We start from the raw sequence: 22,223 nt of genomic DNA on the forward strand, positions 1-22,223 counted from the left end.
CGAGGGCACGGAACAGACCATGTTGGCAGCGCAATTAGAGCGGTTCAAAAGCGACGAAGCGGGTGCGACCGCAATCGAATATGGACTGATTTCCGCGCTGATCGCGGTGGCCCTGATCGCTTCCTTCTCCCTGTTGGGCAATAATGTGACCAACCTTTTCGGTTATGGTGTTCAAGGACCGGGCAATGTGATGGCGGCGGCCACGTCAAGCCTGCCATGACAATTCAGCCTTTCGGCTTTTCCAGAACTGATTTGAGGCTGGTGGTGGCACTACCTGGGGCAAGCGGCTTTTGCTGGCTTTCGTGGGGTGCCCAGCCGCTGAGCCAAAGGATATCCAGCGTAGCGCGGATGCGCCCGTCAGGATCGGCGTCGTGCTCGGCATAGGCCTGGGCGGCAAGGCCAAGCAGTTTTTTCGTTGCGGGCTTGCGTGGGCGATCATGGAGCGGGTTGGCAGCGCCCAACGATTTGATTTCCGCCATCAGGGCCAGGGGATTGGCATAGCGGACCACGTGGTTTTCAATGTCTGCAACCGGCAGGGCAAGCCCGGCGCGTTGAAGCAGGCCACCGCCGTCGCGGACCTGAATAAAGGGCGCGACGCGGGGGTAGGCACCGCCTGAAAGCTCGCTATCGGCGGCTAGAAAGGCCTCGCGCAATTCCGAAAGCGTATTGCCGCCAAGGGCAGCGGCCAGAAACAGACCGTCGGGATTGAGCCGACGCGCCAACTGGCTGAGATAGCCGGGCACATCATTGACTACCTGCAGATCCAGAATGGAGACGATCAGGTCATATCCGGGTTGGGCAAAGGCGGGCAGTTCACCATCTGCGCCAAGGGCGTTGACGCGTTCAAAGCGGATTTCTCCCTGGCCGCTGGCCGCGGTTGCCGGCAGCGCATTGGCATCGAGGCCGAGCATCACGGCGGCGGGGAATGGGCGCAACAGGGTTGCCAGTCGATCCTCAAGATCGCGCAGGACCAGTGCGGTGACAAAATCATCGACCTTGGATGGGCGACGCTCGAGATGACGCGCAATCAGGGCGCGATCAAAAATCCTGGGTGATAGTTGCATGGCGGGGACGACAAGGGCCTTCTGGGCTGGCACACTCAGGCCTTATGGAGACTGACGCGCACAATGTCAAAAGCGGGATACGGCTGGGCCAATTGTTCCCAAGGTTCAGGGCTTGGGGCGGCGGGGCGCTGGATATGCTTTACCCGCCAGTTTGTCTGGTGTGTGACGAGCCGGTTGTAAGCCACGACAGTCTTTGTGGGGACTGTTTTGGCCACATGCGCGCCATAACGGCGCCGCTTTGCCCGGTTCTGGGTGTGCCATTTGCTGCCGATATTGGCTCGGATGCGATTTCGGCCGAAGCGATTGCTGATCCGCCGCCGTTTGCGCGGGCGCGCGCCGCCGTGATTTATTCCGATCATGTGGGACGTCTGATTTCGCGAATGAAATATGGCGACCGGCCCGAGCTGGCGCGATTTTGCGCCCGGTTGATGGTTGGGGCGGGGCATGGTCTGCTGGCGGGTGATCCGATATTGGTGCCAGTGCCGCTGCATCGCAGGCGCCAGTTTCGGCGTCGTTACAATCAATCGAGCGAGCTGGCACGCCAGATCGGCAAATTGACCGGGCTGCGGGTTGAGCCGCAGTTGGCGGTGCGGGTCAAGCCGACCCGGCAGCAGGTCGGGCTTTCGGCGAAGGGGCGGGCGCGCAATGTCGTGGGTGCGTTCGAGCCGCATCCCGAAGCGCTAGCGCGCAGCGGCGGACGGCGGGTCGTTCTGGTCGATGACGTCTATACGACCGGGGCAACTGTTAATGCAGTAACCCGTGCCCTGCAGCGGGGCGGCATTGATCAAATTGACGTTTTGAGCTTTGCCCGCGTTGTCAGCGGCGAAGAACTCCCCATATAGGGCGGATAAACGCTCCCGTGGAGAAAAAATTGGCCAAGATCGAAATCTACACCACCCCGACCTGCCCCTATTGCCATGCAGCAAAGTCGCTCCTGGCTCAAAAGGGTGCCGATTATGAAGAAATTACCGTTCTTGACGCAGGCTTGCGCGCCCAGATGACGCAGCGGGCGCACGGTCGGCGCACCGTGCCGCAGATTTTTATCGGGCAAACCCATGTTGGCGGTTATGACGACATGGCGGCGTTGGAGCGGGAAGGGCGGCTGGATACGCTGCTGGCGTCCTAAGAAACAGGCAGGGTGCCATGAGAATTGCCGCAGTTCAGATGCGATCGGGTACGCGAGCCCAGCCAAACATTGATGCGCTGACTGGCCTTGTGACCCATGCGTCCGAGGCGGGCGCGCGCTATGTATTGACGCCCGAGGTCAGTCTGGTTTTTGCCAAGGACAGCACCGGGCTGGCGCGCGAGGCCAAACCATTTGAAGGCAATGAGGGGATCGCATCGCTGTCGCGTCTGGCGGCAAAGTTAGGCATCCATTTGCATCTGGGGTCGCTGGCGGTAGCGCTTGAGGACGGCAAGTTTGCCAATCGCTCGGTACTGTTTGGACCCGACGGCCAAATTTTGGCCCATTATGACAAGATCCATCTGTTTGATGCGATGTTGACCGGGCTCAAGGCCTATCGCGAAAGCGACAGCTATCGAGCCGGTGATGCGGCGGTGACGGTGCCGCTTGATCCGTTCACTCTGGGTATGAGCATTTGCTACGATGTTCGCTTTGGCGCGCTTTACAATGTTCTGGCGGGGGCGGGCGCCAATCTGATGGCGGTGCCGGCCGCTTTTACCGTGCCAACGGGGCAAGCGCATTGGGAAGTGCTGCTGCGGGCGCGGGCGATCGAAACCGGTGCCTATGTGATTGCAGCGGCTCAGGGCGGACAACACGAAAGTGGTCGCGCCACCTATGGGCATTCAATGATCATTGATCCCTGGGGCCGTGTTGTTGCCGAAAGGGCTGACGATAGAGAAGGCGTTGTGCTGGCCGATATTGATCTGGCCGAAGTCGATGAGGCACGGCGGCGCATTCCGGCGCTGGCCAATGCGCGCCCATTCGGGTTAAAGCGAGGGTCGGCCGACGGGGCCAGGATTTTGAGAAAGGGCTTGGCGTGATCCAGTACGCGCTGATTTGTGACCAACATCATGAGTTCGACGCATGGTTCAAAAGCGCCCAGGCTTTTGACGAGCAGTCAGCACACCAGATTGTCATCTGTCCTCAGTGCAATTCCTCGGCTGTGAGCAAAGCCCTGATGGCGCCCGCTGTGGGGCGTAAGGGGGCCAAAAAGATCGACATTGCCCATACCCCGGTCGAGGCCGAAAAACTGCGGACCGCGCTCAAGGCCTGGCGTGACAAGGTGGTAAATGAAGCTGACAATGTTGGCGAGAAATTTGCCGAAGAGGCCCGCAAGATCCATTACAATGATGCACCGGCACGGGGCATTTACGGCCAGGCGAGCCGAGAGGAAGTGGTTGATCTGGTCGATGAGGGGATCGAATTGATGCCACTGCCGGAATTTCCCGACGATAAAAACTGATGGTCTGTGAGCCAATCGGAAATTGGCGCGTTGGCTTGAGCGGGCCGGCGCGGATGACCCCTATTGGCGGTGTCGCGGGCCAACTCTTTTGACAGGAGATGATACGATGACAGAGAAAAATGCAGCGCAAGCGGGGACATTTTCCATTGGCGGCGATCTTGAGGTCAATCGGTTGGGGTTTGGAGCCATGCGGGTTACAGGCAAGGGTATCTGGGGCGAGCCCGAAGATGCCGATGGAGCCCGAAAAACGCTGGCGCGGCTGCCTGAACTGGGGGTCAATTTCGTCGATACCGCTGAAAGTTACGGTCCCTACGTCAGCGAGCGGCTGATCGGGGAGGTTTTGGCGCCCTATGATAAGGGGACAATCGTTGCCACCAAGAGCGGCTTGACGCGCACCGGACCGGATCAGTGGCAACAGCTGGGTCGGCCCGAATTTTTGCGTCAGGGGGCCATTCAAAGCCTGCGCAATCTGCGGTTGGAGCGGCTTGATCTATGGCAGTTGCATCGTATCGACACCAAGGTGCCGCAGGCTGAGCAGTTCGAAGTGATCGCCGAAATGCAAAAAGAGGGCATCATCCGTCATGCCGGACTTAGTCAGGTCAGCGTCGAGCAGATCAAGGCGGCTCAGAAATATTTCCCCGTGGCCACGGTTCAGAACCACTACAATCTGGCCAACAGGGCGAGTGAGGACGTGCTTGATTTCTGCGAAGCCAACAATATCGGTTTCATTCCATGGTACCCACTGGCGGGCGGTGACCTGATCGCGGCCAATCCGGATACTGAAGCGATCAGCAAGAAACATGAGGTGACGCCTGCCCAGATTGCGCTGGCATGGATACTGATGCGCTCGCGCGTGATGTTGCCGATCCCGGGTACCGGCAAGGTAAAGCATCTGGAAGAAAATGTTGCCGCCGCCGCCATCCGCCTGTCGGATGATGACTTTGCGATATTGAACCAGATCGGCAAGAAGGGCTGAGGGTTTTTGGTCGGCGCGATGGGGAGGGTGGAATCCCCGCCATCGAGCCTGACCAACCGGCAGTCTTGGCAGACCACCTTCGGCTGAGCGCGGCTCTAGCATGCGCAATTGGGGAAAGCTACAATATTGTCATGAACACCCGCGCGGCTCGATAAGGGCGCGCGGGTGTTTTTTCGTTGGCACCAGCAAACTGGTGCCGGGTCATATTTACTCAGCCCAGGTCACCCAGATCGCGGACAGCGCCGCGGGCGGCGCTGGTGGCGAATGCGGCGTAAGCCTTAAGGGCCGTCGTGACATTGCGCTTGCGCGGGTGCCCGGGTTTCCAGCCCAGAGCTTCCTGATCGTGGCGGCGCTGGACCAGCTCATCATCTGACACCAGCAAACTGATCGAGCGGTTGGGGATGTCGATTTCGATGGTATCGCCTTCACGGACCAACCCGATGGTGCCGCCCTCGGCCGCCTCTGGTGAACAGTGGCCGATGGATAGACCCGAAGTGCCGCCGGAAAAGCGGCCATCGGTGATTAGGGCGCAGTCCTTGCCCAGTCCCTTGGATTTCAGATAGCTGGTGGGATAGAGCATTTCCTGCATGCCGGGGCCTCCGCGCGGGCCTTCGTAGCGGATGACAATAACATCGCCTGCCTTGATTTCGTTGTGCAGCAAAGCCTTGACCGTGGCGTCCTGACTTTCGAAAACGCGGGCAGGACCGGTGAATTTGAGGATGGATTCATCAACGCCAGCGGTTTTGACGATGCAGCCATCAATGGCGATGTTGCCTTTGAGCACGGCCAGACCACCATCTTTTGAAAATGGATGCTCGGGCGCGCGGATAACCCCTGCAGTGCGATCCAGATCCAGTTCGGCCCAGCGATTGGACTGGGAAAAAGCCTGGGTGGTGCGCACGCCGCCGGGGGCGGCCATGAAAAAATTGCGCACGGCCTCGGAATTGGTGCGCGAAATGTCCCATTTGTCGATGGCGTCGCCCATGGTCGCCGCGTGAATGGTGGGTTCGTCGCGATTGATCAGGCCGGCCCGGTCGAGCTGGCCGAGAATGGCCATGATACCGCCGGCACGATGCACGTCCTCGACGTGAACATCCTGCTTGGCGGGCGCGACCTTGCACAGCACGGGGACATGGCGCGACAGGGCGTCGATGTCATCCATGTCGAAATCGACGTCGCCTTCGTGGGCGGCGGCCAGAATGTGCAGGACGGTATTGGTGGAGCCGCCCATGGCAATGTCGAGCGCCATAGCATTCTCGAAAGCCGATTTTGTGGCAATCGAGCGGGGCAAAACGCTGGCGTCATCCTGTTCGTACCAGCGCTTGGCCAGATCAACGATCAGGTGGCCCGCTTCCTGGAACAGGCGCTTGCGGTCCGAGTGGGTGGCCAGGGTCGAGCCATTGCCGGGTAGGGAAAGGCCTAGGGCCTCGGTCAGGCAGTTCATCGAATTGGCGGTAAACATGCCCGAGCACGAACCGCAGGTGGGGCAGGCGGCTTCTTCGATGGTGGCGATTTCAATATCGGTGTAGCTGTCGTCGGCCGCTGCGACCATGGCGTCGACCAGATCGAGCGCCTGCAACTGGCCCTTGATCATGGCCTTGCCCGCTTCCATCGGGCCGCCCGAGACGAAGACCACCGGAATATTGATGCGCATCGCGGCCATCAGCATGCCGGGGGTGATCTTGTCGCAATTGGAAATGCAGACCATGGCGTCCGCACAGTGGGCGTTGACCATATATTCAACACTGTCGGCGATCAGGTCGCGGCTGGGCAGCGAATAAAGCATGCCGTCGTGGCCCATGGCGATGCCATCATCGACCGCTATGGTGTTGAATTCCTTGGCGACGCCGCCTGCGGCCTCAATCTCGCGGGCGACCAGTTGGCCCAGATCCTTGAGATGCACGTGACCCGGCACGAACTGGGTGAAGGAATTGACCACTGCAATGATCGGCTTGCCGAAATCGCCATCCTTCATGCCGGTGGCGCGCCAAAGGCCGCGGGCGCCGGCCATGTTGCGGCCGTGGGTAGTGGTGCGTGAACGATATGCGGGCATGAAGGTTCCTCGGCGGTTCAGTGCTGTCGCGACAGCTAGTGTTGCGGTCCTTTTAAACCCAATTAGGGTCAGCGGCAACAAAAAACCGTACCGTACCGTACGGTACTGTCTGCGTGGGCAGCTGCCGCTGAACTAGATTATGTGGCGACACTTCCGGTGACGCGTTATTGCTTTTTCGGAACGCGGAATGATGGCCGCCTCGGCCAGACGCTGGGACGTCGGTTTATTGCGGTTCAGGCGAACAAGGAGTGCAGACGTGGACGACAAGGCCCAGAAAAAGCATTTGCGCGACGCCGAGGCTAAAATGCTGAAGGATTTGCGGGCGCTGCGCCGTAAGCAGCGGCAGAACAAATCGCTTACGCGTCCAGCGGATTTGTCGCGCGGGCAAAATATCGCCGATCAGGTCGCTGCAACCATGGGATCGTGGCGTTTCATTCTCATCCAAACCAGTATTTTGGTGGTCTGGGTAGCGCTGAACGTCACCGGGCTGGTGATGCGCTGGGATCCTTACCCATTCATTCTGCTCAATCTGGCGCTATCGTTTCAGGCGGCATATGCAGCACCGTTCATCATGATGAGCCAGAACCGCCAGCAGGATATTGATCGGCGTCAGGCTGAAAATGACTATCGCATCAATATCAAGGCCGAACTCGAAATCGAGCTTATGCAGGAGCAGATCGTGCTGCTGCATTCCAAGATCGATCAAATGCGCGAAAAAGAGGTTTTGGGCCTCACCAATACAGTCGAAGAACTACAGCAGCAAAGCCGGGCGCACGCCAGACTTCGGCTTGAATTGTTTGTCGACGATTTGGCAGCTTCGCGGCGATTTTACACCGATGTATTAGGATTTTCGGCTTTGCCCGGACAGGCGGAGCCATACATGGCCATGCGGCGCGACGGCGCAATCGTCGCGCTCAATGATCGAAATAATCTTCCAGCTGACCACCCGGTTCAGATCAACCCGGGCGGGCTGTTGGGCAAAGGGATCGAGATCGTGCTCGAGCTCGAGGATATCGAGGCTGCCTATCGTGCCGTCGTGGCGAGCGGGTGGCCGATCTCGGGTCCGCTTCAGGCTCAGTCGTGGGGGCTAAACGACTTTCGTGTTGTTGATCCCGATGGCTATTATTTGCGCTTGAGCAGCGCAAAATTCTGAGCGGTCAGTCCAGGGCAGGTTTTTGCGCCAAGATCATATAGTTGATCGCCATGTCTCTGGATTTGCGCCAATCATCGGCAAGCGGATGATAGACGACGCCGGTTTCGGCGGTGATATCAAGGCCGTTGCGGCTTAACAGGGTTCGGATTTCGTCGGGCGTCAAGAATTTGTGCCAGTCGTGGGTGCCCTTGGGCAACCAGCCCAGAACATATTCAGCCCCGACGATGGCGAGCGCGAAGGCGCGTGCGGTGCGGTTGAGCGTGGCGGTTAGCATCAGACCGCCCGGCGCGACCAGATCGGCGCAACTTTTCATATAAAGTGGCACATTGTCGACATGCTCGACCACTTCCATATTGAGCACGATGTCAAATTGGGCACCCGTGGCAACAAGCGCCTCGCTGGTGGTAGCTTGATAGCTAACATCAACGCCCGAGAGTTCGGCGTGTCGTGCGGCGATTTTGATGTTGCGCTCGGAAGCATCAATGCCGGTGACGCTGGCGCCAAGGCGCGATAGCGGCTCACACAGCAGCCCACCGCCGCAGCCGACATCGACGATGCGCAACCCTTCGAGCGGACGCATTGTTGCGCCGTCGCGGGCGAAATGGCGCAGGGCATGCTCGCGAATATAGCCCAGGCGCACCGGGCTGAATTTGTGCAGCGGCTTGAACTTGCCCGTGGGATCCCACCATTCCTCGGCCATAGCCGTGAATTTGGCGACTTCGGCCTCGTTGATCGTGGTTTCGGTCATTACTGGCTCCGCTGGTTTGGTTCATATGACGTGATAGATGTGTGAGCGGCAAGTGCGGCATCGCGGCGCAACGGGACATCAAGCAGTGTTGATTGCGCGCGGGCTTTGTGGCATGGCAGCGGCCAATCAATAAAGTCTGCCGCCCGGTCGCAACGGGTGGTCATTGGGGACACACATGGCCCGCATAGTCGTCAAGTTCGGTGGCACCTCGGTTGCCAATGTGGAACGTATCCGCCAGGCAGCCCGGCACGTCAAACGTGAAGTGGACGCTGGCAACGAGGTTGCGGTCGTGGTTTCGGCCATGTCGGGCAAGACCAATGAGCTGGTCGGCTGGGTCAATGAAGCCAGCAAATTTCACGATGCCCGCGAATATGACGCAGTAGTCGCCTCGGGCGAGCAGGTGACGGCGGGCCTGATGGCCATCGTTTTGAGCGAAATGGGCATCCAGTCGCGCTCGTTTGCCGGCTGGCAGGTGCCCATTTATACCGATGACGCTCATGGGGCCGCGCGCATTACCGGGATTGAACCGAGTACGCTGGACGAGCGGCTGTGTCAGGGATGGGTGCCGGTGATCACCGGGTTTCAGGGTGTATCGCCGCATCAACGCATTACAACGTTGGGGCGAGGTGGATCGGACACCAGCGCCGTTGCAGTGGCGGCTGCCGTTGGCGCAGATCGGTGCGAAATTTATACCGATGTGGATGGGGTCTATACGACCGATCCGCGGATCGTGCCCAGGGCGCGGCGCCTGTCAAAGATTTCCTTTGAGGAAATGCTCGAAATGGCCTCGCTGGGCGCCAAGGTGCTGATGATCCGTTCGGTCGAACTGGCCATGGCACAAAAGGTGCGGTTGGTGGTGCGCTCGAGTTTTGATGATCCCGAGGCGCCCCAGCTGGCGCCCGATGGAACGCCCGGAATTCCCGGTACACTGGTTTGCGACGAGGATGAGATCATGGAAAAGCAGATTGTTTCGGGCGTGACGTTGGCCAAGTCGGAAGCCAAGATCACCCTGCGCGATGTCAAGGACAAGCCCGGCGTTGCCGCTGCCATTTTTGGCGCGCTGGCAGATCGTTCGATCGTTGTCGACATGATCGTGCAAAATGTCTCCGATGACGGAAGCGTTACCGACATCACCTTTACCGTGCCCGATAGTGAATATGAAAAAGCTGTCGATGCGCTCGAAAATAACGATAGTATCGAATACGCCAAGATTGTCGGCTCCAAGGGCGGTGCCAAAATATCGGTTATTGGGGTGGGAATGCGCTCTCACGCGGGCGTTGCGTCGTCAATGTTCCGGGCATTGGCGGATAAGGGAATCAACATTCAGTTGATCACCACTTCGGAAATCAAGACTTCGGTTTTGATAGATGATCAGTACGCTGAGCTTGCGGTCCGGGCTCTGCATACTTATTACGGACTGGACAAGAAGGACGCCTGAGCTCGGCTGAGACCTTTCAGCTGCGCCCGGGTCATTGGGGGCGGCTGAGGTCGCCATAGGGAATATGGGCACAAATATTGGCGGCCCGCGTGTGCTGTTGCGGCAATTGCGCGAGACCATGGCGGAGCCGCTGGCCTCGCAGGACCGTCTCGACAAGATCGTGTCGCTGATTGCCCACAACATGCGCGCCGATGTGTGCTCATTTTACGTTTTGCGCGATGATGGTGCGCTCGAACTGTTCGCCACCAAAGGGTTGGCCGCAGAATCAGTCCATATGACGACGTTGCGACTGGGCGAGGGGTTGGTTGGCCAGATTGCGGCCGAAGCCGAACCGCTCAGCCTCGATGATGCGCCCAGCCATCCCGCCTTTGCCTATCGTCCTGAAACTGGGGAAGATCCCTATTACGCGTTTTTGGGTGTGCCGGTGTTGCGGGCCGGACAGACGCTGGGCGTTCTGGTTGTGCAGAATGCCGAGCGGCGTCGATATGGCGAAGACGAAATCGAAGCCATGCTCACGACCGCCACAATTCTGGCCGAGATGGTGGCAACCTCGGATTTCGACAATCTGATCAAGCCGGGGTCCGATATCGATCTCAGGCGGCCTCGCATGTTCAACGGCGTCAGTTTTACCGATGGCATCGCGCTGGGCACGGTGGTGTTGCACGATCCGCGCGTCGTCGTGACCAATTTTATCGCCGAGGACACCGACCAGGAAAAGGAACGACTGAGTTCAGCGCTTGAGCGGATGCGCGTTTCGATTGATGCGATGCTCGATCGCGGCGACATGCAGCCGTCCTCAGACCATCGTGAAATCCTTGAGACCTATCGGATGTTTGCCAATGACCGCGGATGGGTCAATCGGCTGACCGAAGCCATCGAGAATGGGCTGTCGGCTGAAGCGGCGGTTGAACGGGTTCAAAACGACACACGGGCCCGGATGTTGCGCCAGACCGACCCCTATATCCGGGATCGACTGCATGATCTGGACGATCTGGCCAATCGGCTGTTGCGCATTCTGACCGGCGATCATCAGGGGCTGGGGCGCAATTTACCCGACAATGCCATTCTGGTGGCCCGCAATATGGGGCCAGCCGAGCTGCTCGAATACGACCGCACCAAACTGCGCGGCATCGTACTCGAAGAAGGCGGCGCGACGGCCCATGTGGCCATTGTCGCGCGTTCACTGGGGCTTGTCGCGGTCGGGCAGGCCCAATCCATCGTTTCCATGTCCGAAACGGGCGATGACATTATTCTGGATGGCACGGCCGGTACCGCCCATCTGCGTCCGACGCCCGATATCGAACAGACCTATATCGACAAGGTGCGGCTGTCGGCCAAGCGGCGCGCTCATTATGCAGCGCTCAAGGATCTGCCGTCAGTCACCAAGGATGGGGTGGCGGTGACGCTGTTGCATAATTCGGGGTTGGTGGCAGACCTGCCAATGCTCGACGATACGGGAGCGTCCGGGGTCGGGCTGTTTCGCACCGAATTGCAGTTCATGATCGCTTCGAAACTGCCACGGCTGCAGGAGCAGGTTGATCTTTACGCCGAAGCGATGCGCATTGCAGGCACGCGCCCCATCGTTTTCCGGCTGCTCGATATTGGTGGCGACAAGGTTGTGCCCTATCTGCGCTCAGCCGCCGAGGAAAATCCGGCGATGGGCTATCGCTCGATCCGACTGGGACTGGATCGACCCGGGCTGTTGCGCACCCAGGTGCGGGCGCTGCTGATCGCGGCGCAGGGCAACCCGATCAAGATTTTGGTGCCGATGGTCACCGAGACATTTGAATTTCGTCGCACGCGCCTGATCGTTACCAAGGAAATGGAGCGGCTGCGGCGCGCCGACCAGTTGGTGCCCTCCAGGGTCGAACTTGGGGTCATGGTAGAGGTTCCTTCGCTGCTGTTCGAACTGGATCAATTGTTGCCCGAGGCAGATTTCGTCTCGATTGGCTCCAATGATCTGGTGCAATTCCTGACCGCTTCGGACCGGGCCAATCCGCGCGTTTCGAGCAAGTATGACGCTATAGGCCTGCCGCGATTGCGGGCGTTTCGGCATGTTGTTGATGCGGCGCGGCGCTACAATGTGCCCATTACCATGTGTGGTGAGCTGGCCGGTCGCCCGGTAGAAGCGCTGGCGCTTCTGGCTATCGGGATGACCCGGCTGTCGATGAGCCCCGCCTCGATTGGCCCGATCAAGGAAATGGTGCTCAATCTGGAGTTGGGGCCAATCCGGCAGGCAGTTTCTGCGGCGCTGCTGGATGGCGCGGACGGGGTCTCGGTTCGCTCGCTGCTCGAAGAGTGGATCGACAAACAGAATTTGCCGGTTTGAGGTCTTGGGCGGCGGCACTGTCCCGGCTTGGGCGGGTGCTGCGCTTGCAGTTCGCGTCTGCGCGCCTTAAACGCTGCTGATCGTTCCAGTTTTGGGCGTTAAGAGACAAGGGCGGAGGAAACCCCGCCGACAAGGGAATATTGATGGCTACGCTTCCTCAGGAAAAGCTCGACGCGCTCGAAATGCGGTTCAACTATGTTGAGGCGGCATTGTCTGGTGGTGCCGAACCCGACGAGTTCGTCAAATTTTCCAAGGAACATGCCGAGCTGGCCCCGATTGTGGGGCCAATCGTTACCTACAAGAAGGCGCAAAGCGATCTGGCTGAGGCCGAGGCGTTGATGAAATCGGGTGACCCCGAAATGCGCGAAATGGCCGAGTCCGAAGTTTACGCGCTGCGCGAAAGCATCGAAAAGCTGGTCGATGAAATTCGGATTCTGCTGCTGCCCCGGGATGAGGCCGACGATAAATCGGTAATTCTGGAAATTCGTGGCGGAACGGGCGGCGACGAGGCGGCGCTGTTTGCGGGCGATCTGTTCCGCATGTACGAGCGCTATGCTGCCTCCCAGGGCTGGAAGGTTTCAATCATGGAAGAGAGCCCCGGCGAAATGGGGGGCTTTAAGGAAATCATCGCCAATGTTACGGGCAAGGGTGTTTATGCGCGGCTGAAATTTGAGAGCGGCGTGCATCGGGTTCAGCGGGTGCCGGCGACCGAAGGATCGGGACGCATCCACACTTCGGCAGCAACAGTTGCTGTTTTGCCCGAAGTTCAGGACATTGATGTCGAGATCAAGCCCGAAGATATCCGCATTGATACAATGCGCGCCTCGGGCGCGGGTGGACAGCACGTCAACACCACTGACAGTGCGGTGCGCATTACCCATCTGCCCACCGGAATCATGGTGACGTCAGCCCAAAAGAGCCAGCATCAGAACCGGGCGCTGGCAATGCAGGTATTGCGGGCCCGGCTTTATGAGCAGCAGCGCGAACAGCGCGACAGTGCGCGGGCCGAAGCACGCAAGGGGCAGGTGGGGTCGGGCGACCGGTCCGAGCGTATCCGCACCTATAATTTCCCGCAGGGGCGCGTTACTGATCACCGGATCAATTTGACGCTTTACAAGCTCGACAAGGTGATTATCGGGGAAGCGCTGGATGAACTGATTGATGCGCTGATTACCGAGCATCAGGCTGAGCAGTTGGCGGCAATGGAGCAGTCGAACTGAGGCCGACCAACACGATTGGCGCGCTCTGGCGCCATTGGCGCGACCAGTTGGCGGACAACGGCGTGGCCGGTCCCGATATGGATGCCAAGCTTTTGACCGGCGCGGCGCTGGATCTGGATGAGCTGGGGCTGGCAGTGCACGAGGCCAATGTGGTCGCGCCCGAACAGAAAAGGCAGGTTGAAGCGCTGATGCAACGGCGGCTTGCAGGTGAGCCGGTGGCGCGTATCCTGGGCCGAAAGGGATTTTATGGGCTAGATTTTGCCCTTGGACCGGCAACGCTGGTGCCGCGACCGGAAACCGAATTACTGGTCGATATAGCGCTTGAGGCAATTGGCAAAAAATCAGTCGAAATTCTGGATCTCGGGACCGGGACGGGCTGCATTCCGATTGCCATACTGGCCAATGCACCGCAGGCGCGGGCCATTGCGGTTGATTTAAGTGCAGATGCGCTGCTGGTTGCGGGGCAAAATGCAACAACCCATGGCGTTGCCGGACGGCTCGAATTGTTGGCGGGGTCGTGGTTCGAACCGCTGGAGCCGGGTCGGCGGTTTGATCTGATTGTTTCCAATCCACCCTATATTGCCAGTAAGGTCATTGCTGCACTGGCACGCGATGTGCGCGAGCATGACCCGATGCTGGCACTTGATGGCGGCCCGGACGGGCTGGTGCCCTATCGCGTTATTGTGGAGGAGGCGCGCCAACGCCTGAGGCCGGGCGGGCAGTTGGCCGTCGAGATCGGATATGACCAAGGTGCTGCTGTTATGGCGCTTTTTGCTGAGGCCGGGCTTTTGAGTATCAATAGGTTTTGCGATTTGTCGGGGCTTGATCGTGTGATTGTTGGGCACAATAATGGGTGAATAAGTGCCGTCAAACGAGGCGCGACCTATTTTCCGCTTGGAAATTGATGGCGAACCAGATAGTTTGACCGTGCTGTCAACGGCGCATCATGAGCGCCACGGGGATGGCCACCCGATCATTGGTATAGCTGCACGCTGCAGCGAGGGTCTTGGAATTTCCAATTCGCGGCCTGATTGTATCGGACGGGGTGGCATCGCTGTCGGCATTCCAGGTCTTCATGAAGCCAGTTTATTTCCGATGTTTTGGATCCGTGAGGATCATCGGGACAAGGCCGACCAAGGGCATTTTGCCGGTCCGCCAGAAGCGTGACGCTTGTTTCTCACGAGTTTACAAAAAAGCGACCAGATGAGACCCAATCAGCAGAACAACAAGAACAACAACCGCTCGCGTGGGCGCAACGGCGGACGCAAGCATGTCAATCCGTTATCGCGCAATTTCGAGAGCAATGGACCCGATGTGAAGGTGCGTGGTAACGCCGCCCATATCGCCGAGAAATATATGCAGTTGGCGCGCGATGCCCAGTCGTCGGGCGATTCAGTGATGGCGGAAAATTACCTCCAGCACGCCGAGCATTATTTCCGCATCGTTTCGGCGGCCCAGCCTCAAAACAATGCAAACGGCCGCGAAAGCGACGATCTTGACGATGATATGCCCGAGCCAACCAATCGGTTTTCATCGCCTCAACCTCAACCCGCTCCCCAATCCCAGTTTGATGGCGACGGTGAGGGCAATGGCGGTCAGTCCGCTGGTGGCAACGGTCAGCGCGACGGTCGCGATAATCGCGAGTCCCGGCAGCCCCGCACTCGCCCACCCGCAGAAGCAGCACCGACCGAAGCGCCCAAGCGCGACGATGCAGTAGCGACAGGCGAAACGTCGGCAACTGAAGTTGAGGCAGCCGCTGTTGTGGCCAGCGAAGAAGAGCCGCGCAAGGTGCGTGAACGCCGGCCCCGTCGCCGTCGCCCTACGGCGGCCGATGGAGTTGCTGCCGAGCCCGGCGAGGCACCGCAGCCTGAAGTTGGCGAATTGCCAGCCTTTATTACTGCAGGCGGATCGTCGAACGCGGCCGAATAGGCCAAAGAAATGTCAATTGCGAAAGGGCCGGGTTTTTACCTGGCCCTTTTTTTGTAACTGCATATTAAGCCGGTTTGCGGTTAATCTGCCGGACCCGCTGTCGGATGCGCCTTGGGAGTCAAATGTTTCCATCCCATCGCAATTTCAAAATTGTCCTGTTGGGTCTGAGCCTCGCTCATTTGCTGGGCTTTATGATCGGGCAGATCACCAATAGCCTGGGGATCAGGGGCTATCTGTATTCCGACGGTAGCCCAGTGGGCGCCGATTTCATCAATCTCTGGTCGAGCGCCAGGATGGTCCTCGCGGGTCGATGGGGCGAGATTTATGTGCCCGACGCGTTCATGGCCTATCAGCTGGATTTCATCGGCAGCCCGATTGGTCATCGAGTTTGGGCCTATCCGCCTACTACGCTCCTGTTTAGCTGGCCTTTCGGCCTACTCGGTTTCTATCCCGCACTCCTTGCCTGGTCGGTTCTGGGGTTGGCAGTGCTTTGGTATGGGGCGAGACGCTTCGGATTTGACGGGTTGGAAATCGCGATCATCCTGACCTCACCGGCAACGGTTCTCTGTGTTTATGGCGGACAGTCGGGCAGTCTTTTTACCGGTCTCATGCTCATTGCGCTGGCGGCAGGACGGGTCAGTGGGGGCGGCGCGGGACTGGCAGCTTCGCTTTTGACAATGAAACCGCAAAGCGGGTTTTTGCTGCCGCTTTTGTGGCTGTTCCAAAAGCGCTGGAGGGCAATTGCGGTGGCGGCAGTCGGCGGTTTGTCGCTGGCATTGGCCAGTTTAATGATCTTTGGGTCTGCGGCCTGGCTCGACTATGCGGGCAAAACGCTGCCCGAATTGAGCCTGCTCGAAAAAACGGGCCACGGGCTATTTACCCTGATGATCCCGTCAACCTTCATGGCCGTGCGAATTTTGACTGGGGATGGCGATCTTGCGGTGATAATTCATGGCATCGCTGCAGTTCTGGTTGGCATTGTGCTGATTGTGCGCTTGCGGGCCGTCCTCGATCCGATGCGGCGAGCCGCTATGGTGCTGATCGCCACGGTGTTGATGACGCCCTATATGCACAATTACGATCTGGCTTTGTTGCTGTGCGCTGCATTGCTGATCGCGAGACGGCCCGGCAACTCCAAATTCGGACCCCTTGGTCTTAATGGTCTGGTGGTCATGGCGTGGGGACTGCCGCAGCTGGTGATCGGGCTCAACGCTGTGGGCCTGCCCATTTCCCCGTTGCTCATCTTACCCTTGCTGTTTCTCGCATAGGACACCGCATTTGGTTCGGCTGCCTCTTTTTTGGGGGGGCGGTTGTTCCTATATTCAGGACGTTACCGGTCAGCGCCGCAAGCGGGCTGCCGGACGACAACACTTCCGACGACCAGTTTCGTGCCATTGGGCGAGCTGGCGGGCGAGACAAGGAGAGTTGAATTGAACATTGAAAAATATACCGAACGGGCACGCGGCTTTATTCAGAATGCCCAGACTCTGGCTTTGGCAAAGGGACATCAGCAGGTGGGGCCCCTGCATCTGCTCAAGGTTTTACTGGACGATAGCGAAGAGGGGATGGCCGCGGGCCTGATCGGGCGCGCTGGTGGCAATGCCAAACTGGCGCTGGCCCAGACCGAAGCCGGGCTTGGCAAAATCCCTGTGGTTTCGGGGGATGGCGCGCAAGTCTATTTGTCGCGCGAACTGGCTCGAGTATTCGAGACAGCTGAAAGCGCGGCACAAAAGGTGGGCGATTCCTTTGTGACAGTTGAGCGTCTGTTGCTGGCGCTGACGGTCGAAAAGGAAACCGATGCGGGCAAAATCCTCTTGGCTGCCGGAGTTTCGCCCCAGGCCCTCAATGATGCGATCAACGAATTGCGCAAAGGGCGGACCGCTGACACGGCTTCGGCGGAGAACGGCTATGATGCGCTCAAAAAATATGCGCGCGATTTGACCGAGGCGGCGCGCGAGGGCAAGCTGGACCCGGTAATCGGACGGGATGAAGAAATCCGCCGCACGGTGCAGGTCCTGTCGCGCCGCACCAAGAACAATCCGGTGCTGATTGGCGAACCCGGCGTTGGCAAGACCGCCATTGTTGAGGGGCTGGCGATCCGTATCGTCAATGGCGACGTGCCCGAAAGTCTCAAGAACCGCTCGCTGATGTCGCTGGACATGGGCGCGCTGATCGCGGGCGCAAAATATCGCGGCGAATTCGAAGAACGGCTCAAGGCCGTGCTCAATGAGATCGACAGCGCCGAGGGTCAGATCATCCTTTTCATCGATGAAATGCACACCCTTATTGGGGCGGGCAAATCGGATGGGGCCATGGACGCCTCAAATCTGCTCAAGCCTGCGTTGGCTCGCGGGTCGCTGCATTGCGTTGGTGCCACGACGCTTGATGAATATCGCAAGCATGTGGAAAAGGACGCGGCATTGGCGCGGCGGTTCCAGCCGGTGTTTGTCGATGAGCCTACCATCGAAGACACGATTTCGATCCTGCGCGGGCTCAAGGAAAAATATGAGCTGCATCACGGTATCCGGATTTCGGATTCAGCCATCGTGGCCGCAGCAACCCTGTCCAACCGCTACATTGCGGACCGCTTCCTGCCCGACAAGGCGATTGACCTTGTTGATGAGTCGGCGGCGCGGTTGCGCATGGCGGTGGAAAGCAAGCCCGAGGCACTCGATGAGTTGGATCGGCGCATCATGCAGCTCAAGATCGAGCGCGAAGCCCTGCGCAAGGAAACGGACGACGCCTCCAAGACCCGGCTCGACAAGCTTGAAGCCGAGTTAGCCGATATTGAAGAGCAGGCAACCGGGCTGACCCAGCGCTGGCAGAACGAAAAGCAGCGCTTGCAGGGTGGCCAGAAGATCAAGGAAGAGCTGGACAAGGCCCGCACCGAGCTTGAAGCCGCGCAACGCGTCGGCAATCTCGGGCGCGCCGGTGAATTGTCCTATGGCATCATTCCCGATCTAGAACGCAAGGTTGCCGAGGCGGAAAAAGGCGAAGTTGGACCGGGTAGTGTTCTGGTCGAGGAAGTGGTTTTGCCAACCCACATTGCTCAGGTCGTTTCACGCTGGACCGGTATTCCGGTTGACCGGATGCTGGAAGGCGAACGCGAAAAACTGGTGCAGATGGAATCCCATCTGGGTGAGCGCGTAATCGGCCAGCAAGATGCGGTCGCGGCCGTTGCACGGGCGGTGCGCCGGGCGCGTGCCGGATTGCAGGATCCGAACCGGCCGATCGGTTCGTTCATGTTCCTGGGGCCAACCGGCGTGGGCAAGACCGAGCTGACCAAGGCATTGGCCGAATTCCTGTTCGATGACGAGCACGCCATGGTGCGGATAGATATGTCCGAATTCATGGAAAAGCACTCCGTTGCCCGTCTGATCGGCGCGCCTCCGGGCTATGTCGGTTATGACGAAGGCGGGGCTCTGACCGAGGCGGTGAGGCGGCGGCCCTACCAGGTTGTGCTTTTCGACGAGATCGAGAAGGCGCATCCGGATGTGTTCAACATCCTGCTGCAGGTGCTGGACGATGGGCGGTTGACCGATGGTCAGGGTCGCACAGTTGATTTCCGAAATACCATCATCATCATGACGTCCAATCTGGGTTCGGAACATCTGGTCCAGCTCAAGGAAGGGGAAACGGTGGAATTGGTGCGCGGCAAGGTGTTGGATTCGGTCAAAGCGGCATTCCGACCCGAATTCCTCAACCGGATCGACGATATCATCCTGTTCCATCGGCTGGAGCGCCAGCATATGGGCGCGATTGTCGATATCCAGCTGATGCGGTTGCGCGAATTGCTCAAGGAGCGCGATATTGCGCTCGAGTTGAGCCCGTTGGCGCGCGACTGGCTGGGTAATGAGGGCTATGATCCGCTTTATGGCGCGCGGCCGTTGAAGCGGGTGATCCAGCGCGAGGTTCAGGATAATCTGGCCGATGAAATTCTTGGGGGCCGAATTTCGGATGGCTCCCATGTCCTTGTCGATATTGGCGAGGAAGGGTTGATCCTGCGTCCCCAGGAAGTCGAAAGCGCCAGCGCTTCGGCCTGATCAAAGCGTAAAGGCCGGTTTCAAGACCGGCCTTTTTTATTCCCACCGTCATACGGGCGATCAACAGGAGCAGGCATGGCTGAGCATATTGACTACATTGAATTTCCCTCAAAGGATCGCGCGGCAACGGGCGATTTTTTCGTCAAGGCATTTGGCTGGTCGCTAACCTCCTATGGTCCCGATTATGACGCGATCAATGGTGCTGGTCTTGATGGGGGCATTGATCAGGCGCCCGAGCGGGTCGAGGCGAGTATGGCCATTGTGCGCAGTGATGATCTGGATGACGCCGAAAAGCGCGTGCGGGCAGCTGGCGGCCTGATCACGCGGCCGCAGTTTGATTTTCCGGGCGGGCGGCGGTTTCATTTTCGCGAACCAGGCGGCAATGAAATGGCCGTCTGGATGGTAAAAACCGACTGAGGTACGGGTGGGGCGATGAGCGCAACTGAGGCGGAACCAGCGGGTGCGGCGGCGGTATTTTGTCCTGCCAACCGGCGCCGCTTTGTGCTGATCGCTGCCATTCTGGCGTCGAGCATGGGGTTCATTGATGGTTCGGTGATCTCCATTGCCATACCAGCCATCCGCGCCGATCTGGGGGCAACGCTGGCTGATGCCCAATGGATTTCAAACGGCTACATGCTGTTTTTGAGTTCATTGATCCTGTTGGGCGGGGCGACCGGCGATCGTTTTGGGCTGCGTCTGGTCTTTGGTCTGGGCATTGGCTTGTTCGTTTTGGCCTCGATTGCGTCGGCATTGGCACCAACCCCGACGTTGTTGATTGCTGCGCGCGCCATCCAAGGGCTGGGCGCGGCTTTCATGGTGCCGGGCAGTCTGGCGATCATTGCCAAGGCCTATCCGCGGGCCGAGCGGGGGCGGGCGATCGGCGTCTGGGCGGCGGCGGCCTCACTCACAACCATCATGGGGCCGATCATCGGCGGCGCGTTACTGACCTGGCTTGGCGACTGGGGTTGGCGGCTGGTGTTCGCTGTCAATTTGCCGCTCGGTGGGATCGCGCTCTGGTTGTTGTGGACCAAGGTTCCCGCGGATGAGCCGGGACCGGTTCGGCATCTGGATGTTGTTGGTGGCGTTCTGGCCAGTGTGGGGCTTCTGGCGCTGGTTTACGGGCTTACCGGGGACGGTAGCGATAGCGTCCCGGCGTTATCCCATACGCTGATGTATGGAACTATTGGCGTGGTCATCCTTGGCGCATTTCTGATCTGGGAAGCACGGATCAAGGCGCCAATGTTGCCGTTGCGGCTGTTTGCGAGCAAGGCATTTTCGGGTGCGCAGGCGCTGACTTTCGTCTTGTATTTTTCACTGTCGGGCGTGCTGTTTTTTCTGCCGATGACGGTGATTGTGGGGTGGGGCGCGACGCCGGCCGAAGTGGCACTGGTCATGTTGCCATTTGGCGCGATGCTGACGGTCCTGTCGTCGCTGAGCGGTAGACTGGCAGACAGGTTTGGCGCGGGATGGCCGATCACGATTGGCGCGGTTCTGGTCAGCGTGGCGTTTGCGGGGTTGGGCTATACCGCCCCCTGGCAGTTGCTTTGGCTTGGCACCTTGCCCTCGATCATGGTCCTGGGCATCGGCATGGGGCTGGTGGTTTCGCCCTTGTCGACGGCCGTCATGACCTCGATTGAGGATGGTGATACCGGCGTTGCATCAGGGATCAACAATGCGGTTTCGCGCGTCGCCGGCCTTTTGGCCGTTGCCATGATGGGGCCGGTGGTGACCTCGGTTTTCGAGCAATCATTGGGAAGCGCTGCGGAACTGGCGATATTTTTCGGACTTGCTCCGGAGGAGGCATTGAGCCCTGCCAATGAAGCGCTACGGGTTGCCGCCACCAACAGCGCCTTTGCTACCACAGCCTATATCACGGCGGCGTTGAGCCTTGCGTCTGCGCTAATCGCCTGGTGGACGCTGGAGCGCAAACCGCTGAACGGTCGACCCTAGTTTGAGGCGACCGAAACCGGGGCCGGGGCGCGCTGCATCAGGTCATTGATCTGGGCGACCACCTTTTTGAACGCTCCCTGATCCTGCGCTCGTAAGGTGTTTTCGCGCGGCAGCTTGACGCTGAGCGGGTCAACCAAATTACCGTTGATCTTGACCTCAAAGTGCAGGTGCGGACCGGTCGAATAACCGGTTGTTCCAACGTAACCTATGATCTGCCCCTGACGCACCTTGGTGCCAACCTTGATGCCTTTGGCAAAAGCGTTCATGTGGGCATAGGCGGTTTCGTAACCGTTAACGTGCTTGATCTCGACCTTGTTGCCATAGCCCGATTGCCGACCGGCAAATTCGATGGCGCCATCGCCAGCAGCATAGATCGGTGTGCCGCGGGGAGCTGCAAGGTCGACGCCAGTGTGCAATTTGCGGGTGTGGAAGATGGGGTGGATGCGATAGCCGAAACGCGACCGCAGCGTGCCGCCGCCCTTGAGTGGGCGACGATTGAGAAAACGCTTGCCGGTTTGACCTTCAGGATCAAGATAGCTGACGCCGCCATCGGGCGAAACAAAGCGATAAAGCTGACGCAAGTTCGTGCCAAGCGTCAGCCCGACATAAAGAAGATCCTGCTGCCCGCTGGCATCCGGCTCGGTTTCGAGAATTTCAATGGAATCGCCAGCGCCGATGCGCTTGTTCATATCCACATCATAGGCATACATGCCGATGATGTGTTTGATCGTGGCATCGTCGAGATCATGCTTGCGGCCGGTTTCCCAAATTGAGCGATAGATCGAGGGCAGGTTGGCGACGTTGATCTCTTCGGTATCTTCCTCGGGGAAGGTGATCGGGGCGGGCTTGAGGCCCAGTACATATTGACCTTTGTCGGTCAAGGCGACCGTAGCG

21 protein-coding genes (1 of these 21 only partly in view) are annotated in these 22,223 nt (G+C 59.0%); 16 read left to right on the forward strand and 5 right to left on the reverse strand.

Translation table 11 applies throughout. From position 1 onward, the window contains the following. Positions 1 to 19 precede the first annotated feature (19 nt). On the forward strand, positions 20 to 220 hold the full coding sequence (locus PSQ90_RS10240; RefSeq protein ID WP_282213029.1) for a Flp family type IVb pilin: 201 nt from the start codon (positions 20 to 22) through the stop codon (positions 218 to 220). Positions 221 to 224: 4 nt separating this feature from the next. On the opposite strand, the gene PSQ90_RS10245 is transcribed toward PSQ90_RS10240, so the two are convergent. Beyond that, on the reverse strand, positions 225 to 1,064 hold the full coding sequence (locus PSQ90_RS10245; RefSeq protein ID WP_282210223.1) for a class I SAM-dependent methyltransferase: 840 nt from the start codon (positions 1,062 to 1,064) through the stop codon (positions 225 to 227). 134 nt (positions 1,065 to 1,198) lie between these two features. On the opposite strand from PSQ90_RS10245, the gene PSQ90_RS10250 reads away from it, so the two are divergent. The 5 genes from PSQ90_RS10250 (at position 1,199) to PSQ90_RS10270 (ending at position 4,466) form a co-directional block, all read left to right on the forward strand. Next, complete coding sequence (locus PSQ90_RS10250) at positions 1,199 to 1,906, forward strand: ComF family protein (protein ID WP_282210224.1); 708 nt, start codon at positions 1,199 to 1,201, stop codon at positions 1,904 to 1,906. Between the two features lie 29 nt (positions 1,907 to 1,935). Continuing rightward, a complete protein-coding gene (gene grxC, locus PSQ90_RS10255; protein ID WP_282210225.1) occupies positions 1,936 to 2,190 on the forward strand; it encodes a glutaredoxin 3 in 255 nt (84 codons plus the stop codon). 17 nt (positions 2,191 to 2,207) lie between these two features. After that, complete coding sequence (locus PSQ90_RS10260; protein ID WP_282210226.1) at positions 2,208 to 3,068, forward strand: carbon-nitrogen hydrolase family protein; 861 nt, start codon at positions 2,208 to 2,210, stop codon at positions 3,066 to 3,068. Continuing rightward, positions 3,065 to 3,490 (forward strand): DUF1178 family protein, encoded by a 426-nt coding sequence (locus PSQ90_RS10265; RefSeq protein ID WP_282210227.1) that lies wholly within the window; start codon positions 3,065 to 3,067, stop codon positions 3,488 to 3,490. The genes PSQ90_RS10260 and PSQ90_RS10265 overlap by 4 nt, the downstream gene beginning before the upstream one ends. 106 nt (positions 3,491 to 3,596) lie before the next feature. Then, positions 3,597 to 4,466, forward strand: a complete 870-nt coding sequence (locus PSQ90_RS10270; RefSeq protein WP_282210228.1) for an aldo/keto reductase — start codon at positions 3,597 to 3,599, stop codon at positions 4,464 to 4,466. Between the two features lie 211 nt (positions 4,467 to 4,677). On the opposite strand, the gene ilvD is transcribed toward PSQ90_RS10270, so the two are convergent. Next, positions 4,678 to 6,519 (reverse strand): dihydroxy-acid dehydratase, encoded by a 1,842-nt coding sequence (gene ilvD, locus PSQ90_RS10275; protein WP_282210229.1) that lies wholly within the window; start codon positions 6,517 to 6,519, stop codon positions 4,678 to 4,680. Positions 6,520 to 6,775: 256 nt separating this feature from the next. On the opposite strand from ilvD, the gene PSQ90_RS10280 reads away from it, so the two are divergent. Next, positions 6,776 to 7,672: a DUF1003 domain-containing protein gene (locus tag PSQ90_RS10280; RefSeq protein ID WP_282210230.1), complete on the forward strand. Its 897-nt coding sequence runs from the start codon at positions 6,776 to 6,778 to the stop codon at positions 7,670 to 7,672. Positions 7,673 to 7,676: 4 nt separating this feature from the next. Here the strand turns inward: PSQ90_RS10280 and ubiG are convergent, their stop codons facing one another. Next, complete coding sequence (gene ubiG, locus PSQ90_RS10285; protein ID WP_282210231.1) at positions 7,677 to 8,420, reverse strand: bifunctional 2-polyprenyl-6-hydroxyphenol methylase/3-demethylubiquinol 3-O-methyltransferase UbiG; 744 nt, start codon at positions 8,418 to 8,420, stop codon at positions 7,677 to 7,679. 175 nt (positions 8,421 to 8,595) lie between these two features. On the opposite strand from ubiG, the gene PSQ90_RS10290 reads away from it, so the two are divergent. The 4 genes from PSQ90_RS10290 (at position 8,596) to prmC (ending at position 14,264) form a co-directional block, all read left to right on the forward strand. Then, positions 8,596 to 9,858, forward strand: a complete 1,263-nt coding sequence (locus PSQ90_RS10290) for an aspartate kinase (RefSeq protein ID WP_282210232.1) — start codon at positions 8,596 to 8,598, stop codon at positions 9,856 to 9,858. Between the two features lie 64 nt (positions 9,859 to 9,922). After that, on the forward strand, positions 9,923 to 12,187 hold the full coding sequence (gene ptsP / locus PSQ90_RS10295) for a phosphoenolpyruvate--protein phosphotransferase (protein WP_282210233.1): 2,265 nt from the start codon (positions 9,923 to 9,925) through the stop codon (positions 12,185 to 12,187). A gap of 143 nt (positions 12,188 to 12,330) precedes the next feature. Further along, positions 12,331 to 13,407, forward strand: coding sequence for a peptide chain release factor 1 (prfA, locus tag PSQ90_RS10300; RefSeq protein WP_282210234.1), 1,077 nt, complete (start codon positions 12,331 to 12,333; stop codon positions 13,405 to 13,407). 14 nt (positions 13,408 to 13,421) lie between these two features. After that, positions 13,422 to 14,264 (forward strand): peptide chain release factor N(5)-glutamine methyltransferase, encoded by an 843-nt coding sequence (prmC, locus tag PSQ90_RS10305; RefSeq protein WP_282213030.1) that lies wholly within the window; start codon positions 13,422 to 13,424, stop codon positions 14,262 to 14,264. A 76-nt stretch (positions 14,265 to 14,340) separates the two neighbouring features. Here prmC and PSQ90_RS10310 read toward each other — a convergent pair whose 3' ends face one another. After that, positions 14,341 to 14,484, reverse strand: coding sequence for a hypothetical protein (locus PSQ90_RS10310; RefSeq protein ID WP_282210235.1), 144 nt, complete (start codon positions 14,482 to 14,484; stop codon positions 14,341 to 14,343). Positions 14,485 to 14,610: 126 nt separating this feature from the next. On the opposite strand from PSQ90_RS10310, the gene PSQ90_RS10315 reads away from it, so the two are divergent. From PSQ90_RS10315 to PSQ90_RS10335, 5 genes are all read left to right on the forward strand, one after another. Further along, complete coding sequence (locus tag PSQ90_RS10315) at positions 14,611 to 15,336, forward strand: DUF4167 domain-containing protein (protein ID WP_282210236.1); 726 nt, start codon at positions 14,611 to 14,613, stop codon at positions 15,334 to 15,336. Between the two features lie 122 nt (positions 15,337 to 15,458). Further along, on the forward strand, positions 15,459 to 16,604 hold the full coding sequence (locus tag PSQ90_RS10320; RefSeq protein ID WP_282210237.1) for a glycosyltransferase family 87 protein: 1,146 nt from the start codon (positions 15,459 to 15,461) through the stop codon (positions 16,602 to 16,604). 162 nt (positions 16,605 to 16,766) lie between these two features. Next, positions 16,767 to 19,379: an ATP-dependent chaperone ClpB gene (clpB, locus tag PSQ90_RS10325; protein WP_282210238.1), complete on the forward strand. Its 2,613-nt coding sequence runs from the start codon at positions 16,767 to 16,769 to the stop codon at positions 19,377 to 19,379. Positions 19,380 to 19,454: 75 nt separating this feature from the next. Further along, positions 19,455 to 19,796, forward strand: coding sequence for a VOC family protein (locus PSQ90_RS10330; protein ID WP_282210239.1), 342 nt, complete (start codon positions 19,455 to 19,457; stop codon positions 19,794 to 19,796). A 15-nt stretch (positions 19,797 to 19,811) separates the two neighbouring features. Next, the gene (locus PSQ90_RS10335; RefSeq protein ID WP_282210240.1) at positions 19,812 to 21,329 is read left to right on the forward strand and encodes an MFS transporter; all 1,518 of its coding nucleotides are present in this window, start codon (positions 19,812 to 19,814) and stop codon (positions 21,327 to 21,329) included. On the opposite strand, the gene PSQ90_RS10340 is transcribed toward PSQ90_RS10335, so the two are convergent. Then, positions 21,326 to 22,223, reverse strand: partial view of a M23 family metallopeptidase gene (locus PSQ90_RS10340; RefSeq protein ID WP_282210241.1) — the 3' end only. The gene runs 1,028 nt beyond the window's last position; 898 of the gene's 1,926 nt are visible here — the last part of the coding sequence; the start codon falls outside the window, past its right edge — the gene reads right to left on this strand; the stop codon is at positions 21,326 to 21,328. The two genes, PSQ90_RS10335 and PSQ90_RS10340, sit on opposite strands and share 4 nt — an antisense overlap.

The sequence above is a fragment of the Devosia rhodophyticola genome (genome assembly GCF_028816475.1).
Classification (GTDB): domain Bacteria; phylum Pseudomonadota; class Alphaproteobacteria; order Rhizobiales; family Devosiaceae; genus Devosia; species Devosia rhodophyticola.

Bases quoted from the DNA above. Each gene is read 5' to 3' on its own strand.
- PSQ90_RS10240 (WP_282213029.1), top strand. From the start codon at position 20: ATGTTGGCAGCGCAATTAGAGCGGTTCAAAAGCGACGAAGCGGGTGCG.
- PSQ90_RS10245 (WP_282210223.1), bottom strand. From the start codon at position 1,064: ATGCAACTATCACCCAGGATTTTTGATCGCGCCCTGATTGCGCGTCAT.
- PSQ90_RS10250 (WP_282210224.1), top strand. From the start codon at position 1,199: ATGCTTTACCCGCCAGTTTGTCTGGTGTGTGACGAGCCGGTTGTAAGC.
- PSQ90_RS10260 (WP_282210226.1), top strand. From the start codon at position 2,208: ATGAGAATTGCCGCAGTTCAGATGCGATCGGGTACGCGAGCCCAGCCA.
- PSQ90_RS10270 (WP_282210228.1), top strand. From the start codon at position 3,597: ATGACAGAGAAAAATGCAGCGCAAGCGGGGACATTTTCCATTGGCGGC.
- ilvD (WP_282210229.1), bottom strand. From the start codon at position 6,519: ATGCCCGCATATCGTTCACGCACCACTACCCACGGCCGCAACATGGCC.
- ubiG (WP_282210231.1), bottom strand. From the start codon at position 8,420: ATGACCGAAACCACGATCAACGAGGCCGAAGTCGCCAAATTCACGGCT.
- PSQ90_RS10290 (WP_282210232.1), top strand. From the start codon at position 8,596: ATGGCCCGCATAGTCGTCAAGTTCGGTGGCACCTCGGTTGCCAATGTG.
- ptsP (WP_282210233.1), top strand. From the start codon at position 9,923: ATGGGCACAAATATTGGCGGCCCGCGTGTGCTGTTGCGGCAATTGCGC.
- prfA (WP_282210234.1), top strand. From the start codon at position 12,331: ATGGCTACGCTTCCTCAGGAAAAGCTCGACGCGCTCGAAATGCGGTTC.
- PSQ90_RS10310 (WP_282210235.1), bottom strand. From the start codon at position 14,484: ATGAAGACCTGGAATGCCGACAGCGATGCCACCCCGTCCGATACAATC.
- PSQ90_RS10315 (WP_282210236.1), top strand. From the start codon at position 14,611: ATGAGACCCAATCAGCAGAACAACAAGAACAACAACCGCTCGCGTGGG.
- PSQ90_RS10320 (WP_282210237.1), top strand. From the start codon at position 15,459: ATGTTTCCATCCCATCGCAATTTCAAAATTGTCCTGTTGGGTCTGAGC.
- PSQ90_RS10330 (WP_282210239.1), top strand. From the start codon at position 19,455: ATGGCTGAGCATATTGACTACATTGAATTTCCCTCAAAGGATCGCGCG.
- PSQ90_RS10335 (WP_282210240.1), top strand. From the start codon at position 19,812: ATGAGCGCAACTGAGGCGGAACCAGCGGGTGCGGCGGCGGTATTTTGT.